Origin of the sequence: Nocardia sp. NPDC057353 (genome assembly GCF_042667085.1) — a bacterium.
Lineage (GTDB): Bacteria > Actinomycetota > Actinomycetes > Mycobacteriales > Mycobacteriaceae > Nocardia.
Genome location: NZ_JBHVAK010000011.1, coordinates 124,839 through 139,850 on the forward strand (window position 1 = coordinate 124,839; position 15,012 = coordinate 139,850).

At 69.4% G+C, this 15,012-nt stretch carries 15 protein-coding genes; 9 read left to right on the forward strand and 6 right to left on the reverse strand.

The window, feature by feature from the left end; translation table 11 throughout:
• Positions 1–14: 14 nt before the first annotated feature.
• Entirely contained in the window at positions 15–2,480 is a 2,466-nt protein-coding gene (locus ACFUUZ_RS08470) for a glycerol-3-phosphate 1-O-acyltransferase (protein ID WP_378693892.1), read from the reverse strand.
• Between the two features lie 255 nt (positions 2,481–2,735).
• Here ACFUUZ_RS08470 and ACFUUZ_RS08475 point away from each other — a divergent pair, with 255 nt between their 5' ends.
• Positions 2,736–3,989, forward strand: coding sequence for a salicylate synthase (locus ACFUUZ_RS08475; RefSeq protein WP_378693894.1), 1,254 nt, complete (start codon positions 2,736–2,738; stop codon positions 3,987–3,989).
• A gap of 120 nt (positions 3,990–4,109) precedes the next feature.
• Entirely contained in the window at positions 4,110–5,111 is a 1,002-nt protein-coding gene (locus ACFUUZ_RS08480; protein ID WP_378693895.1) for an IS481 family transposase, read from the forward strand.
• A 56-nt stretch (positions 5,112–5,167) separates the two neighbouring features.
• Here the strand turns inward: ACFUUZ_RS08480 and ACFUUZ_RS08485 are convergent, their stop codons facing one another.
• The gene (locus ACFUUZ_RS08485; protein ID WP_378693897.1) at positions 5,168–6,001 is read right to left on the reverse strand and encodes a hypothetical protein; all 834 of its coding nucleotides are present in this window, start codon (positions 5,999–6,001) and stop codon (positions 5,168–5,170) included.
• A 32-nt stretch (positions 6,002–6,033) separates the two neighbouring features.
• Positions 6,034–6,864, reverse strand: coding sequence for an SAM-dependent methyltransferase (locus tag ACFUUZ_RS08490; RefSeq protein WP_378693899.1), 831 nt, complete (start codon positions 6,862–6,864; stop codon positions 6,034–6,036).
• Positions 6,865–7,002: 138 nt separating this feature from the next.
• Here ACFUUZ_RS08490 and ACFUUZ_RS08495 point away from each other — a divergent pair, with 138 nt between their 5' ends.
• Positions 7,003–7,467, forward strand: a complete 465-nt coding sequence (locus ACFUUZ_RS08495) for a hypothetical protein (protein WP_378693901.1) — start codon at positions 7,003–7,005, stop codon at positions 7,465–7,467.
• Positions 7,468–7,497: 30 nt separating this feature from the next.
• Here the strand turns inward: ACFUUZ_RS08495 and ACFUUZ_RS08500 are convergent, their stop codons facing one another.
• Positions 7,498–7,821, reverse strand: a complete 324-nt coding sequence (locus ACFUUZ_RS08500) for a hypothetical protein (protein WP_378693903.1) — start codon at positions 7,819–7,821, stop codon at positions 7,498–7,500.
• 513 nt (positions 7,822–8,334) lie between these two features.
• On the opposite strand from ACFUUZ_RS08500, the gene ACFUUZ_RS08505 reads away from it, so the two are divergent.
• Complete coding sequence (locus ACFUUZ_RS08505) at positions 8,335–9,270, forward strand: helix-turn-helix domain-containing protein (protein WP_378693905.1); 936 nt, start codon at positions 8,335–8,337, stop codon at positions 9,268–9,270.
• Here ACFUUZ_RS08505 and ACFUUZ_RS08510 read toward each other — a convergent pair.
• Complete coding sequence (locus tag ACFUUZ_RS08510) at positions 9,244–9,438, reverse strand: hypothetical protein (protein WP_378693907.1); 195 nt, start codon at positions 9,436–9,438, stop codon at positions 9,244–9,246. The genes ACFUUZ_RS08505 and ACFUUZ_RS08510 overlap by 27 nt on opposite strands.
• 188 nt (positions 9,439–9,626) lie before the next feature.
• Between ACFUUZ_RS08510 and ACFUUZ_RS08515 the strand changes: the two genes are divergently transcribed.
• The gene (locus tag ACFUUZ_RS08515; RefSeq protein ID WP_378693908.1) at positions 9,627–10,277 is read left to right on the forward strand and encodes a 2'-5' RNA ligase family protein; all 651 of its coding nucleotides are present in this window, start codon (positions 9,627–9,629) and stop codon (positions 10,275–10,277) included.
• 144 nt (positions 10,278–10,421) lie between these two features.
• Here the strand turns inward: ACFUUZ_RS08515 and ACFUUZ_RS08520 are convergent, their stop codons facing one another.
• Entirely contained in the window at positions 10,422–12,038 is a 1,617-nt protein-coding gene (locus ACFUUZ_RS08520; protein ID WP_378693910.1) for a (2,3-dihydroxybenzoyl)adenylate synthase, read from the reverse strand.
• A gap of 87 nt (positions 12,039–12,125) precedes the next feature.
• Between ACFUUZ_RS08520 and ACFUUZ_RS08525 the strand changes: the two genes are divergently transcribed.
• The 4 genes from ACFUUZ_RS08525 to ACFUUZ_RS08540 form a co-directional block, all read left to right on the forward strand.
• On the forward strand, positions 12,126–13,007 hold the full coding sequence (locus ACFUUZ_RS08525) for an oxidoreductase (RefSeq protein ID WP_378693912.1): 882 nt from the start codon (positions 12,126–12,128) through the stop codon (positions 13,005–13,007).
• A gap of 75 nt (positions 13,008–13,082) precedes the next feature.
• On the forward strand, positions 13,083–13,553 hold the full coding sequence (locus tag ACFUUZ_RS08530) for a carboxymuconolactone decarboxylase family protein (RefSeq protein WP_378693914.1): 471 nt from the start codon (positions 13,083–13,085) through the stop codon (positions 13,551–13,553).
• A gap of 167 nt (positions 13,554–13,720) precedes the next feature.
• A complete protein-coding gene (locus ACFUUZ_RS08535) occupies positions 13,721–14,812 on the forward strand; it encodes a 3-deoxy-7-phosphoheptulonate synthase (protein ID WP_378693916.1) in 1,092 nt (363 codons plus the stop codon).
• Between the two features lie 15 nt (positions 14,813–14,827).
• Positions 14,828–15,012, forward strand: a 185-nt coding sequence (locus ACFUUZ_RS08540; protein ID WP_378693919.1) for a hypothetical protein, incomplete at its 3' end; no start/stop codon positions are given.

Consider the following 15,012-nt stretch of genomic DNA (forward strand, 5'->3'; position numbering starts at 1 on the left):
GCGACGGAGAGCGCTCATCGCCGGTCCATCGCGGGGCGGTTGGACGGGTCGAGCGCGGCCGCCTGGCTGATCCGCGCGCCGAGGATGCGCAGCCGCGCCGCGAACTCCTCGCGCCGCACCGCAAGCTCGGCCCGCGCCTCGGCACCTTCGGCGGGGCCGAGCAGCCCCCGGTTGTCCGCGAGCTTGAGCGCGGTGCCGAACAGCTCGGTGGAGACCGACTCCGGGCTGTGCAGCCGCTGCTGCAGGAGCATCTGCTTGCCCACCGCCACGCACTCCGCCACCAGGTCCTTGCGGTCCACGGCGGTGCCAGGGTCGCGGGCGGCCAGCCGCTCGGCCACCACCAGCTGCGCGTCGAAGAAGGAGCGCAGCACCCGGTGCGCCATCATGAACCCCGAGGCCGTGAGCCTGCCGAGCACCTCCCGGCCCCTTGTGCTGCGCGGCCTGCTGCGCCAGTCCGGGTCCACCAGCAGCATCTCCGCGGTGAGCTGGTCGGAGAACTCCTTGCGCTCCGGGAAGAAGAAGTCGAACTTGAGCTGGTCGCGCAGCAGGTACGCCTCCTCCCAGCCAGCGTTCAGCGGGTCCGGCTCCTCGTTCGGCGGCGGGTCGGCGTCGAGCGTCACCGCGGCCAGGATGCCGAGCTCCAGAATGGCGCGGTTGACGAACCAGTGCACCGCGCTGTTGCGGTAGAACGCCGCCTCCAGGTGCGCGCCGCTCTCGATCGAGTACACCGGCTCCAGCCCGCCCCGGTACACCGTGACCACGTTCGCCAGCGAGAGCTGCTCCAGCACGACCGCCAGGCTGGACTCGTCGCGCAGCGCGCCGAGCTCACCGCAGGGCAGGTCGCGCGCGACGATGTAGTCCAGCACCGGCGCCAGCAGCGCCCGCACCTCGCCGAGCGTCAGCGCGCGCTCCTGGACGCCGAGCAGCGCCAGCGTGGCCAGCGCGTTCACCGTGATCGGGGTGACGTCGTTGATGCCGACCGCCACCTCGAAGGCGAGCCGCTGCACCGCGCGGCGCTCCTTCTCCTCGCGCTCGGCGCGCGCCGGATCCGCGCCGGCCGCGGTGCCGTTGGTGCTGTGCAGCGGGATGGTGACCGGCGGGTTGTGCAGCGGGTCGCCGTGCGCGGCCAGCCGGTCGCGCGCCGAGAGCGGGGCGCCGAAGCGCACGTAGACGTGCCCGGCGGAGTGCTGCTGGTTGCGGATGTAGCGGGCCAGCCAGCCCAGCCCCTCCGCCTTCTTGGTGCCGCCGACCTGCTCGGTGGCGATGGCGCCGAGCTCGTTCAGCCGCTCGTAGGTGATCGAGACCGGCACCAGCAGCACGTCCTCCACCCGGTCCGCGCGCACCGCGGCGGCCAGGTAGTTGAGCAGCCCGTACCGCGGCGGCCGGAGCTTGCCGGTGCGGGTCCGGCCGCCCTCGAAGTACCACTCCATGTTGAAGCGCTTGCTGAGCAGGTAGGCGAAGTACTCCTCGACCACCGCCTTGTACACCTCGTCGTCGCCGAAACTGCGGCGGATGAAGACGGTGCCGGTGCGCCGCGCGATCGGGCCCATCGGCCAGAAGCTCAGGTTCGCCCCGCCGATCACGTGGTTGGGCGGGAAGTCGTTGCGCGCCAGCACGTCGCCGAGCACGAAGGCGTCCACGTAGGAGCGGTGCGAGGGCAGGAAGACCAGCGGGTAGCGGCGGTTCAGGTCGCGCAGCCCGGCCAGCCCGGAATCGTCGGAGTCGACGTTCCAGGTCGAGGCGTGCACCGGCCGCATGGCCTGGGTGAACAGGTCGGAGACCAGCCTGCTCTGCGCCGCGACCAGCTCGTGCAGCCCCTTCTCCGCGCGCCGGTACACCTCGCGCGGGTCGGCGTCCTCGGCGTCGGCGATCGCCTCCAGCCTGCGCAGGAAGTCGGGGGAGTCGAGGATCTCCTCGGCCACCAGCTGCGGCACCTTGTACCGGTCGCCGATCACCGAGCGCTCGGCGCGCTCCAGCGCCACCACCGCCGCGCGCACCACCGCGCGGGCGAACGGCTCGGACTGGCCCGCCCGGTGCAGCGCGGCGGCCTCCGGGTTGTTCCGCCGCAGCTCGCTCAGGTAGGCGGGCTGGCCGGTGAGCACCCGGTGCCGCTCCGGCGAGCGGCCGAGCAGCCTGCGCTGGACCAGCCGGTTCGGCTTGCGCGGGTTGGTGAGCAGCGCGAGGTCGGTGAAGGTCACCCGGCGCACGCCGTCCCGCTCCGGGGGCAGCCAGAGCACCCGCACCGGGACCACCAGCGGGTCGTCCCTGCGCCCGGCCAGCCGGGTGGCGATGGCGCCCGCGTCCAGGTCGATCTGGGTGACCGGGGCGGCGGCGTCCAGCCCGCCGTTCGCGATCCACTCGCCGATCAGCTCGCGCTCCACCGCGGAGGCCGCGTCGACCAGCGCCACCACCGAACCCGGCGCCGCGGGCCCGGCACTGACTCCGCCTGCCCCGGACACCTGGCCGCTGTCCTCGATCATGCCGGTCCCTCCGCGTTGAACGACACCACCTATTCAAGCCCCCGGGGCCGTTCCGCGCAGGAAACCGGGGCAGCGAGTCGAGTCCGATTCGATCATGGACGGGAGTGAACGGTGTGTGTTTCGGCACAAGCGCGCGTAAAGCCAGGTAATGCTAACCTTACCTCTCGTACTTAGGTCTGCTTTACCTTTGGAGGATCGTTGTCGACAACGGACGAGCGCGTGCGCGCGGAGCTTGTAACCGATCCGGCGACAGCGATGTCACGGCTGGCCGGGGCGGACCGCTTCGGTGAGTACGTGATCTACGAGCGCCAGGGTGAATGGGTCTTCGCCGCCGATCCCATCGGCGGGGTCGAGCTCGACGTCGACGAGCTGCGCATCGTCTGGCAGGGCGAGACGACGGCCGAGGCGTGGTCAGGCAGGCCCGCCGCGGTGCTCGACCGCGCGCTCGCCCGGCTGCCGCTCGGCGGGCGGAACGCCTACGGCTGGATCGGCTTCGAGTTCTGCGCCTGGGCGCTGGACGCCGTCGCGCACGTCCCCGCCCGGACCACCCTCGCGCACCTCATGATCCCGCGCATCGAGGTGCGGATCGACGCCGCCGGGCACGCGATCAGCGGCGCCACCCCCGAGGAGACCGAGGCCATCCTCGCGCTGATCACCGCCACCGACGACGCGCCGCCGGTGGCCACCCCGGCCGAGATCCGGCTCGACCCCACCGGCTACCGCGACCGGGTCGCCGAGGCGGTCGGCGAGATCAACGCCGGGCGCTACCAGAAGGTCATCCTCTCCAGGAAGGTCGACCTGCCCTTCGTCGTCGACGTCCCCGCCACCTACCGGCTCGGCCGCGCCAACAACACCCCAGCCCGCTCCTTCCTGCTCCGCCTCGGCGGGCTGGAGGCGGCAGGCTTCAGCCCCGAGCTGGTCGTCGCGGTCGACGACGAGCGGGTCGTCACCACCGAGCCGCTGGCGGGCACCCGCGCCTTCGGCCGCGGCGCCGAGCTCGACGCCGCCACCAAGGCGGAGCTGCTCGCCGACCCCAAGGAGATCGTCGAGCACGCCATCTCCGTGCAGACCTCCTTCGCCGAGATCGCCGAGATCGCCGAGCCGGGCAGCACCGCCGTCTCCGACTTCATGGCGGTGCGCGAGCGCGGTAGCGTGCAGCACCTGGCTTCCACCGTGCGCGGCACTCTGGCCGGCGATCGCACCCCGTGGGACGCGCTCGAGGTGCTCTTCCCCTCGGTCACCGCGTCCGGGATTCCGAAGCGGGAGGGGGTCGACTCGGTCTTCCGGCTGGATCACGATCCGCGTGGGCTGTACTCCGGTGCGGTGGTGACGGTTTCCGGTACCGGTGCGCTGGAAGCGACGCTCGTCCTTCGCGCTGTCTATCAGACCACCGAGGGCGCGTGGTTGCGCGCGGGCGCCGGGATCGTCGGGCAGTCGCGGCCGGAGCGGGAGTTCGAGGAGACCTGCGAGAAGTTGAGTAGTGTTTCGCCCTACGTCGTGAAGGGGTAGTTGTTGCGGGTCTTGAGGTTGTTGACGCCGGGCACGGGGTGAGGTGAAGGGGACGGGTCTCCCGGCGGCAGGATGGAAAACACCACATCCCCCATCCGCCCTGACCGGAAAGACCCGTCCGTGAACCACCGTAATGCCCCGCTGTCCGTCGAAGGCCGTCGCCGACTCGTGCAGCGCTGCCGCACCCGCCCCATCGCCCATGTAGCCGCAGAGATGGGAATCTCGCGCCAGTGCGCCTCGAAGTGGGTCAACCGGTGGCGCCGGTACGGCGAGCTCGGCCTGACCGACCGTTCCTCGGTCCCGCATCACCAGCCGACGGCGACTCCTGCATCGGTCGTGACGCGGATCGAGCGCTGGCGCCGTGATCACAAATGGTCCGCACGGCGGATCGCATTCGAACTCGACTCCCGAGGCGTCGGCATCACGGTGCGGACCGTCTCACGCCAGTTGGCGCATCTGGGGTTGAACCGGCGCCGGTTCATCGATCCCAGCGGCGCGAGCAACCGGGCACCGGCCCGCATCACCGCCCGCTGGCCAGGCCATATGGTCCATCTCGACGTGAAGAAAGTCGGCCGAATCCCCGACGGCGGAGGCTGGCGCACCCACGGCGCCGGCTCGGAACAAGCCAAGGCCGTGGTCAGAGCCAAGAAACGCGGGGCCCGAGCCGGCTATGTCTTCCTGCACTCCGCGGTCGACGGCTTCTCCCGCCTGGCCTACACCGAAGCCCTCGACGACGAAAAAGCTGCTACGGCAATCGGATTCCTCTTCCGGGCTCGGGTCTTCTTCGCCGCACACGGCATCACCCTGATCCACCGAATCGTCACCGACAACGGCGCCTGCTACCGCGCCCACGACTTCGCCAAAGCCCTGAACGGCGCCCGCCACCAGCGCACCCGACCCTACACACCGCGGCACAACGGCAAGGTCGAGCGCTACCAGCGAATCCTGGCCGAGGAACTGCTCTACGCCCGCGAATGGACCAGCGAAGGCCAGCGCACCGCCGCGATCGCGGTCTGGAACATCCACTTCAACTACCATCGCCCCCATTCAGCCGCCGGGAACCAGCCACCCGCCCGCCGACTCCACACCGGCGTCACCAACGTCCAGACCTCATACAGGTAGTTCCCTTCGTGCTCTTTCGATGCCCGGTGCCCCTCGGTCGCCGGGCATCGCTCGTTTCAGGGCATTTCGCTACGCCGCGTGAACATCGAGATGTCATCCAAGGCATCTGCGGCCCGACCGGCTGTGGCGGGATCCGCCGCCAAGCGGCGCAGCGCGGGAATCACGCGCTCGCGGTCGATGCCGCCGTGCAGGCGGGCGATATGTCCCGAGGCGGTCGCGGCAGCACCCCGCACCTCGCAGTCCGGACTTTCGGTGAGTTCCAGGGCCCGGGTGGTGGCCCACGCCGGATCGGGGTCGTGTAGCGACAGGCGAAGAATCGCCTCCACTGTCGATCGCCTGTCGGTCGATCGCATCGCCGCGGTGGCTTCATCCCGAGTGATCGGGTCCAGCGCGCTGTAGACGTTGGAAGTGAGCTGGTCGCGGGTTCTGAGAAGAACGGTGTAGGTGATGGTGCGGCCCATCTGGACGCAGCGGTGTTCGCCGGTCTCGGTGAAGCCGAGGCGGTGCAGGAAGCGGCGGCTACGCAGGCTCCATTCCTGGACGACCGCGCGCAGGGCCTGTTCGCGGCCGACGGCGGCGAGCACGGCGGTTCCGAAGGCGTGACCGTGACCCCGGCCGGTCCAGCATGGCGCGAGGCCGATTCCGATGTCGGTGACGCCGGGTCGCGGTGCGAGGCCGGGGACCCTGGCCTCGATTCCGGTACAGAAGAAGCCGATCAGCGTGCCGTCGAGGGCATCGGCGATGGCGGTGTACCCGTCGTCGGCGCTGAGCGTAGCTGCGGGGGAGAGGTCGTAGACCTGCCAGCGGCCGAAATAGCGCCAAGTGCCGACGGTCGCGCTGTCGGCTGGAGTGAAGGGGCGGGAGACCAGAGTGGTGGGCCAGTCGGCCATACCCGCATTATCCAGCCGTTGTGAGGTGACGGTCAGCGGCGGGTGGCGGCGATCGTGCCGACCTCCGGTCCGGCGAGCGCGGCGGAACGTCCGAGGGCGGTGACGGCTTCGTTCCAGCTCTGGAATTCGATGTCCCACCCGAGGTCGTGCAGCAGACGCTCGATATCGGACTTCGGGCCGGATGCGCGACCGGACTCGTCGGTGGCGACGAGGTCGTGCAGCTGCCGGTAGCGGTCGGTGCTGTCCGCGTCGGCGGCGACGCGGTTCACGGCGAAGCGGCTGCCGGGCGCGGAGAGTTCCGTAAGGATGCGCACGACCCGGTGGGCATCGGCCTCGGAGAGGTAACCGAGAGTGCCCTCGTCGATCCAGGCAGTGGGCAGGTCGGTGCGGAAGCCCTGTTCGAGCAGCGGTTTCGCCCAGTCCCCGCACAGGTCGGCGGGGATCACGGCGCGGCGGCAGCGCGGTGTGGCGCCGCTCAGTACCGGCTCCTTGAAGGCGAAGGTCTCGGGCAGGTCGATCTCGAAGACAGTGGTGTCCGGTGAGAGATCGAGGCGGAAGGCGCGGGTGTCGAGTCCGGCGCCGAGCAGCACCAGCTGGCGGATGCCCGCACCGGTGGCCTCGCGCATCCGGTCGTCCGCGAGCCGTACCGCGACCGAGCGGCCCTCCTGGAAGCTATCGGCCAGGGTGAGGAAACTCTGCCAGCGGTCGGCGTCGAAACCGGGTCGCGCGGCAGCGACGAAGGCTGCGGCGAACGGGTCGTCGTAGAGACGGTCGGGACGCTCACTTTCCGCGGCTCGGATCACCGCCACCCCGATCGCGGTCATCGCCACCCCGGCCACCGGCACGCTCGCCGCCTCGCCCATCCACCCTCCCCTGCTCGATGTGTCGCCCTCCAGCATGCCGGAGCTACGCTCCGACGGTGGTCGATTTTCGGGATGGTATGCGACCACAGGCCACAGGGACTGCGTAAGGGGAACGGACAGCTCATGGTTCGAATCGGCGTGACCGGCCAGATGAACATCACTGACGACACCGCCACTGCGGTCTACACCGCGATACGCGCACTGCTCGCCGAGCACGCGCTCACCGAGCTGACCGGTGTCAGCTGTATCGCAAACGGTGCCGACAGCGTGTTCGCGCGCGCCGTACTCGATTCCGGTGCGCGGCTTGAAGTTGTGCTGCCCTCGCGGAACTACCGAGTTGCCAAGGTGAAACCGGACCACGCCGCCGAGTTCGACGACCTCGCCGAGCGCGCCACCGACGTCCGGGTGATGGATTTCGACAACGCGGGCCGAGAAGCGTACGAAGCCGCGAACGAGGCCGTTCTCGGCACTGTGGATCGGATGGTCGCGGTGTGGGACGGCGACACCGGGCAGGCGGGCGGCACCGGCTCGGTCGTCGCGCTCGCCCGTGAGCGCGGGGTCCCGGTCGACGTGGTGTGGCCCGCAGATGCCTGCCGCGCTTGACCGGTGTCTCCGCGCACCGGCATCGCGAAGTCATGCGTCGTCCGGGTGCCCGGGTCCAGCCATGACCTGCGCGATGAACACCGGAATGAGGAGGTCGATAGCAGTAGGTTGATCGGTCTCGGACTCAGGGGCATCGTTCAGCTCGTCGAGCACGGTAGCCGCGTACAGGCGGCCGGAGTGGAGACCGCGAGCTGCGCGGGCGCTGGCAACCAGTTCCATGATGGCAATAGCAAGGATGTCGGCTCGTTGTGCGGGTGTGGGCCGGGATCGTTGAGCGGTGATCTCGGCTTCGACGCGGAAGATGATGTCGGCCAGGACGACTATTTCGTCGACGGTGCGGTCGTCGACAGTCATCGCTGCACGTCGGGATCGGTCGCAGCTCGGTCATCGACCACCCGGACGCCGCTCCACGGGCAGCGGGCGGATTCGCCTTCTATCGACTGGTGGGCGGCGATGCGTCCCCGGGATACTTCAACCCAGGTGCGGGTGCAGTACCGGGCGGGGCAGCACACGGCGATCAGGATGCCGACTTCGTCGAAGGTCCCCCTTCCGCAGTGAGTGAGCGTCACCCAGGGCTCGCATTCCGGACCGCAACCGTTTCGGGGTGATACGTCTCCGGGCAGCCGTGACAGGGAAGCTGCTCGCCAGTCGTCGGTACTCTCGCTGCGGCGGGCCTTGGTGGTCGATTTCATCTCGATACGTCCTCCCGGTGAATCCGATCTGGTGTGCACCCGACGCCGGGGAACCGTCACCCGGCGTCGGGGCTGATTCGAGCGTCGCGTGGTCGGTGGTGGAGAAACAGTGCCGAGTCGGTTCGAAAGGGGTAGCTTCCGAGACGTATCGGGAGGCGATCAGGGGGCGCGAACGATGATCGAAATCGAGTGGAACGCAGATGCCGTGCTTGCTCTGCGCGAAGCTATGCGGCGCAGTAGAGCGGAGTTCGCGCGCGAGGTCGGAGTCTCGAAGCGCACTTTGGCGCTGTGGGAGCGCGGGGCCACGACATCGATGCACGCGGCGAGCCGCCGGCTGCTGGATAAAGTGCTTGCCGAGGCCGATGACAGCATTGTGAGCCGATTCCACTGGAGTCTTCGCCAGCGGATGTCACCGGCGTCACAGAAGTCTTCGACACCCAGTGTCGATCCGGTCGTGGATTCGGCGAATCGATCCGCAGCGCTGGTGAATTGGGCCGAGGCCAGCAACACCGGGCCGCTGACCATCACGGGCATGCGGGAGGAACTGCGCTCGGTGTCGCGGTCGTATCTGAAGGAGCCGACTCGGCCGCTGTTCGAGCGCAGCACAGTCGTCCGGGATCGCGCGGTGGAGTTGCTGGGCGGCCGGCAGCATCCGAGCCATACCGCGCTGCTGTACGGGGTTGCGGGGTGGGCACTGACTTTGCTGGGCTGGATCACGATCGACCTCGGCAAGCCCGACACCGCCGATAAGCATCTGCGCGCGGCGTGGGCCTTCGCGGAGAACGCCGATGACGACAATCTGCGGGCGTGGGTACGAGCCTCGCAGCACACGTCGTCATTCTGGCGTTCGGACTACCTGACGGCCGCGGAGTACGCTCTAGACGGGTTGCGGTATGCCACAGAGGGCACAGCAGCGCTGTTCCTGTCCAGCGCACTCGCGCTCGACTTGGCCCACGCCCGCGATGGTAGAGGTGCTGCTTCCGCTCGGGATCGCGCGGTCGACTTCGGCGCCGCCTGGAGAGAGAACCCGGGTCTCGATGTGCTCGCCGGGCCGTTCTCCTGCTCGGTCGAGCGGGCGGGTGGGCTATGGGCGGATATGAGTCTGACCTAGATCGATCCGGTCCGCTCGCTCGAGTTCGCCTCCGCAGCGGTAGAGGGCTACACCCGCACACCACTCGATCGTCGCAACTTCGGTTCCGAGCGCATGGTGCGCTGTCAGGAAATCAAAGCTCACGTGGCACTCGGGAACTTCGACGTTGCGCAGGAACAGCTCGATCACGTCATCGAGGTGACGCCGGCCGAGCACCGGATCGGACCGCTCGCGCGGCGGGTCGAAGAGATAGCGTGGATGGCGCGTGACTGTGCAGGCACGAGCGCGCGTGGTGTTTCGAGAATCGTGGAATCCGCAAAGGAGTTTCGCCGCGGGTCGCGAGAAGAGACGCTTCCGACGCTGACAGGTGGGATGGGATGACGGTCGAGGACACCTCGCACGATGACAATGCGGTCACTCGTGACCACTGGTGGTGGCGGCCGGGTTGGTCTGTCGGCAAGTCGTTCTACACCTGGCACATCACTTTCCCGTCGGTCTCGCCGGTCCGGACATTGAGCGACGATTTCGCACGCACGCTCTCGGCGTTGCCGACCATGAAACCTGTCGGACCCGACGGGCTACATATCACCGTGCAGGGCATCGGCTTCACCGATACCGTTGCAGCATCCGATGTCGATCGGATAGTCGATGCCGCGCGGCGCAATCTCGCTGATCTGCCCCGCTTCAGCATCACCATCGGCCCGCCGATTGTCGACCGCGAGACCATCCAACTCCCGATCGCCGACCCCGAACCGCTTCGCGTGATCCGCGATCGGCTGCAGGAAGCCATCGCCGAGGTATGGGGAACGGCGAACGTTCCGGAACGGGGCTCGGTGTTCCGACCGCACCTCACGGTCAGTTACTCGACCGGTGTCGCACAGATCGATGACATACGCGAGAAACTGGAGGCCGACCAGCTCAACGGTTATACGGTCACCGACATCGTTGCCGAGGTGTCGCTCATCGAGCTGAACCGAGACAACGACCAGTACGAGTGGCGCCACATTTCCTCGCTCGCGCTGCGATAGGCCCGCTGTGATTGATCGGCACTCAGTGCGAATGCGAGCCGCAGGAGCTGTAAGCTCCCGACAAACAGCGAGACCTCCTGATCCACGGGTGTGGGGAGGTCTGCATCGAAAGGCTAGCACCCGAACTCAAACGACTCGCGCCGATCACCCCTGCTCGCGCAGCACCTTCTTGTCGATCTTCCCGACCGCCGTCACCGGCAACTTCTCCGCCTGCCGCAGCACATCCGGCAGCTTGTAGGTGGCGAGCCCGCGTTCGGTGAGGAAGGTCTTGATCTCGGCGAGCGTCGGCATCTCCCCGGTGGTCACCAGCACCGCACCCACCTTTTCGCCGAGCGAGGCGTCGGGCAGCCCGACGGCGGCGGCGTGCCTGACCCCGGGGTAGGCGAGCAGGTGCTCCTCGAGCTCGTCGCAGGAGACGTTCTCGCCGCCGCGGTTGATGACATCCTTGATCCGCCCGGAGACGATCAAGTGCCCGCTTTCCAACCGCCGCACCAGGTCTCCGCTGCGGTAGTACCCGTCGGGGGTGAAGGCGCGGGCATTGTGCTCGGGGGCGCGGTAGTAGCCGTTGATGGTGTACGGCCCGCGGGTCAGCAGTTCACCTTCGGCGCCGGGCTCGACGTCGACCCCGTTCTCGTCCACGACCCGCAGCTCGTCGGCGGGGGACATGGGCCGCCCCTGGGTGGTGCAGATCAGCTCGGAAGGATCGTCCAGCCGGGTGTAGTTGATCAGCCCCTCGGCCATGCCGAAGACCTGCTGCAGGGTGCAGCCGAGCGCGGGGGTGACCTCGCGGGCGTTCACGTCGGCGAGCCGGGCGCCGCCGACCTGGAGCAGCCGCAGCGAGCTCAGGTCGGCCTCCTCCCACTCGACCGCGGCGGTCCAGAGCTGGGCCAGCGGCGGGACCAGGCCGGTCACCGTGACCCGGTGCTGCTCGATCACGGCGAAGGCGCTCTCGGGGCTGGGGTCGGTGACGAAGGTGAAGGCCGCGCCGACGGTGACCGCGCCCAGGATGCCGGGGCAGGCCAGCGGGAAGTTGTGCGCGGCGGGCAGCGTCGCCAGGTAGACGTCGGCGGCGGTGAGCTGGGTGATCTCGGCGCTGGCCGCGGCGTTGTAGGCGTAGTCGTCGTGGGTGCGGGCGATGAGCTTGGGCAGCCCGGTGGTGCCGCCGGAGACCAGCATGAGCGCGATGTCGGCCGGGTCGACCGCGGGCAGTTCGCTCGAGGGCTCGCGCGGGATCTCGGCCAGGGGGGTGAACTCGCCGGGGTCGCCGAGCACGAGGACGTGCCGCAGGGTCGGCACCGCGGGCCGCACCTCGGCGGCGAGCGCGCGGTAGTCGAAGTCGCCCAGCTCGTCGGCGATCACGTACGCGACCGCGCCTGCGAGGTTCGCCAGGTGCTCGATCTCGGCACGGCGGTGCGCGGGTAGCGTCAATACCGGGATAATGCCCGCCCGCACCAGCCCGAAGAGCACGGTCGCGAACTCGGGGACGTTCGGCAGCTGCACCACAACGCGATCGCCGGGGGCGATGCCGAGCGCGAGCAGGCCGTGCGCCATCCGGTCCGCCGCGGCGTCCAGCTCGGCGTAGTTCCACGCGCCGGAATCGGTCAGCACGGCCGGGGCGGCGGGGGCGCGGCGCGCGGCGTCGGTGAGCAGGCCGCCGATGGTGCGCCCGGTCCAGTACCCCGCCGCCCGGTACTCGGCCGCGGCGGCGGCCGGGAAGGGGACGTAACCGTCACGATGGGTGGACGTGGATGTCGAAGTCACGATTCCTCACAGCTGACGAGCGGGTAAAGGTTAGGCAACCCTATCTCAGGCTGGATGTGCGGCCGGGGCGAACCGTAGACTCGCCGCATGGGTCGTTGGGACACAGCGCAGATCGCCGACCAGACCGGCCGGACCTTCGTGGTCACCGGTGCCAACAGCGGGCTGGGGGCGGTCGCCGTCCGTGCCCTGTCGAAGGCGGGGGCCACCGTCATCCTGGCCTGTCGCGACGTGCGCAAGGGGGAGCGGGTCGCCGCCGACCTGGGCGAGCGCGCGAGCGTGCGCAGGCTCGACCTGGCCGACCTGGCCTCGGTGCGCGCCTTCGCCGCCGAGCTGGGCGACACCCCCATCGACGTGCTGATCAACAATGCCGGGGTGATGGCGGTGCCGCTGCGCCGCACCGCCGACGGCTTCGAGATGCAGCTCGGCACCAACCACCTCGGCCACTTCGCGCTCACCGGCCTGCTGCTGCCGCGGATCACCGGGCGCGTCGTCACGGTCTCCAGCGGCGCGCACCGCGCGGGCAAGATCGACCTCGCCGACCTGAACTGGGAGCGCAAGAAGTACCAGCGCTGGAGCGCCTACGGCCAGTCCAAGCTGGCCAACCTGCTCTTCAACCGGGAACTGCACCGCCGCCTGACCGCCGCGGGCTCGCCGGTGCAGGCCATCGCCGCGCACCCCGGCTACGCCGCCACCGAACTCCAGTCGCACACCGAGACCTTCCTGGACGGCCTGATGGCGGTCGGCAACCGGATCTTCGCGCAGAGCGCCGAGATGGGCGCGCTGCCCGAGCTCTACGCCGCCACCGCCGCCGACGCGAAGCCCGGCGGCTACTACGGCCCGACCGGGCTCGGCGGCACCCGCGGCTACCCGGGCCCCTCCGGCTCCACGGCCGCGGCCAAGGACGACGAGATCGCGCGGCAGCTGTGGACGCGCTCCGAGGAGCTGACCGGAGTCACCTTCCCGGTCTGATGTCACACTCCGGGCGGCGGCACCGTCCCCCTGGTAGCGCCCGCCACGAAGGCGGGCCAGGGGAAAGGAACCGCCATGAACGCTCGGATCGATCTCTTCGGCAACGCCGTCGCGGGCAGCTTCGTCAAGCGCCTCACCACCGCGTCGCGGGTCTTCGGCGAGTCCACGCTGCCGCTCCCGACGCAGGAGCTGGTGAAGCTGCGGGCCAGCCAGATCAATGGCTGCGGGATGTGCACCGACATGCACTTCAAGGACGCCATCGCCGCGGGCGAGGACCCGGTGCGGCTGAACCTGGTCGCTGCCTGGAAGGAGGCGACGCTCTTCACCGAGCCGGAGCGGGCCGCGCTCGCGCTCACCGAGGAGGCCACCAGGATCGCCGACGGCGGCGGTGTGCGCGAGGACACCTGGCAGCAGGTGCGCAAGCACTACGACGAGGACCAGATCGCCGCGCTGATCGCCTGCATCGCCACCATCAACGCCTGGAACAGGATCAATGTGATCGCCGGCACCCCCGCCGGTGGGTACGTGGCCGGACAGTTCGGGTGACCGAGCTGTTACAGTTCATGGCATGCAGCGCGATTACTGGTTTAGCAGGCCGGCCCCGGGTGGGCCGGCGTGCGTTTGCCGCGCGCGCTGATCTTCCACCCGGAGCCGGTACCGACCGGCTCGACGGGGATTCGCTTCGTGGGCCGGCCTGAGAAAGGAACCCACGAATGACAACCGCCGCCCACGTCGATCCGACCCACGCCGACCTGGACGACCAGCGCACCCTCGCGGTCAGCCCGCTGCGCTCGCCCGCCGAGGTGCGCCGCGTGCACCCCATCACCGACGAGCTCGCCGACACCGTCCGGCGCGGCCGCCGGGCCACCATCGACGTGCTGAACGGCACCGACGACCGCCTCATGGTGATCGTCGGCCCGTGCTCGGTGCACGACCCGGCCGCCGCGCTGGAGTACGCCCGCAGGCTGGCCGCCAAGGCGGCCGAGCTGGACGACCGGCTGCACGTGGTGATGCGGGTCTACTTCGAGAAGCCGCGGACAACGCTGGGCTGGAAGGGGCTGATCAACGATCCGCACCTGGACGGCTCGTTCGACGTCAACACCGGGCTCGGCATCGGGCGCAAGGTGCTGGTCGACATCACCGCGCTCGGGCTGCCGGTCGCCTGCGAATTCCTCGACCCGATCACCCCGCAGTACATCGCGGACCTGGTCTCCTACGGGGCCATCGGGGCGCGCACCGCGGCCAGTCAGGTGCACCGGCAGTTGAGCAGCGCGCTCTCCATGCCGGTCGGGATCAAGAACGGGACCGACGGGGACGTGCAGGTGGCGGTGGACGGGGTCCGGGCCGCCGGGGCCAGCCACGTCTTCCCCGGCACCGATCTGGACGGGCGCTCGGCGCTGATCCGGACCACCGGCAACCCGGACTGCCACGTCATCCTGCGCGGTGGGAGCACCGGGACCAATTACGACGCCGCCTCCGTCGCCGAGGCCTGCATCCGGCTGGAGAAGGCGGGGCTGCCGGAGCGGGTCGTGGTGGATGCCTCGCACGGCAACAGCAACAAGGATCACAATCGGCAGGTCGATGTGGTCACCGATATCGCCGGGCGGGTGGGGCAGGGTGAGGTCGGGGTCGTCGGGGTGATGTTGGAGAGTTTCCTGGTCGCCGGGCGGCAGGATCTTTCGCTCGGGCATGCGGATCAGTTGGTCTACGGGCAGTCGATCACCGATGCGTGCATCGATTGGGAGGTCACCGCTGATCAGCTCGATCGTCTGGCTGCGGCGGTCGCGGAGCGGCGCGGGAACTGATTTCCCGGTGCCGGGGTGCCCGGCACGCAGCACTATTGCCGCACAGCACTGTTGCTGCGCAGCACTGTTGCCGCACAGCACTGTTGCTGCATAGCACTGTTGCTGCGCAGCACTATTGCCCAGTCCGGCAAACAAGCCGAGCCGCCGTCAGGCGATGCGACAGTCACCACAGGCTGGGGTGACTGTCGCATCGCCTGCGG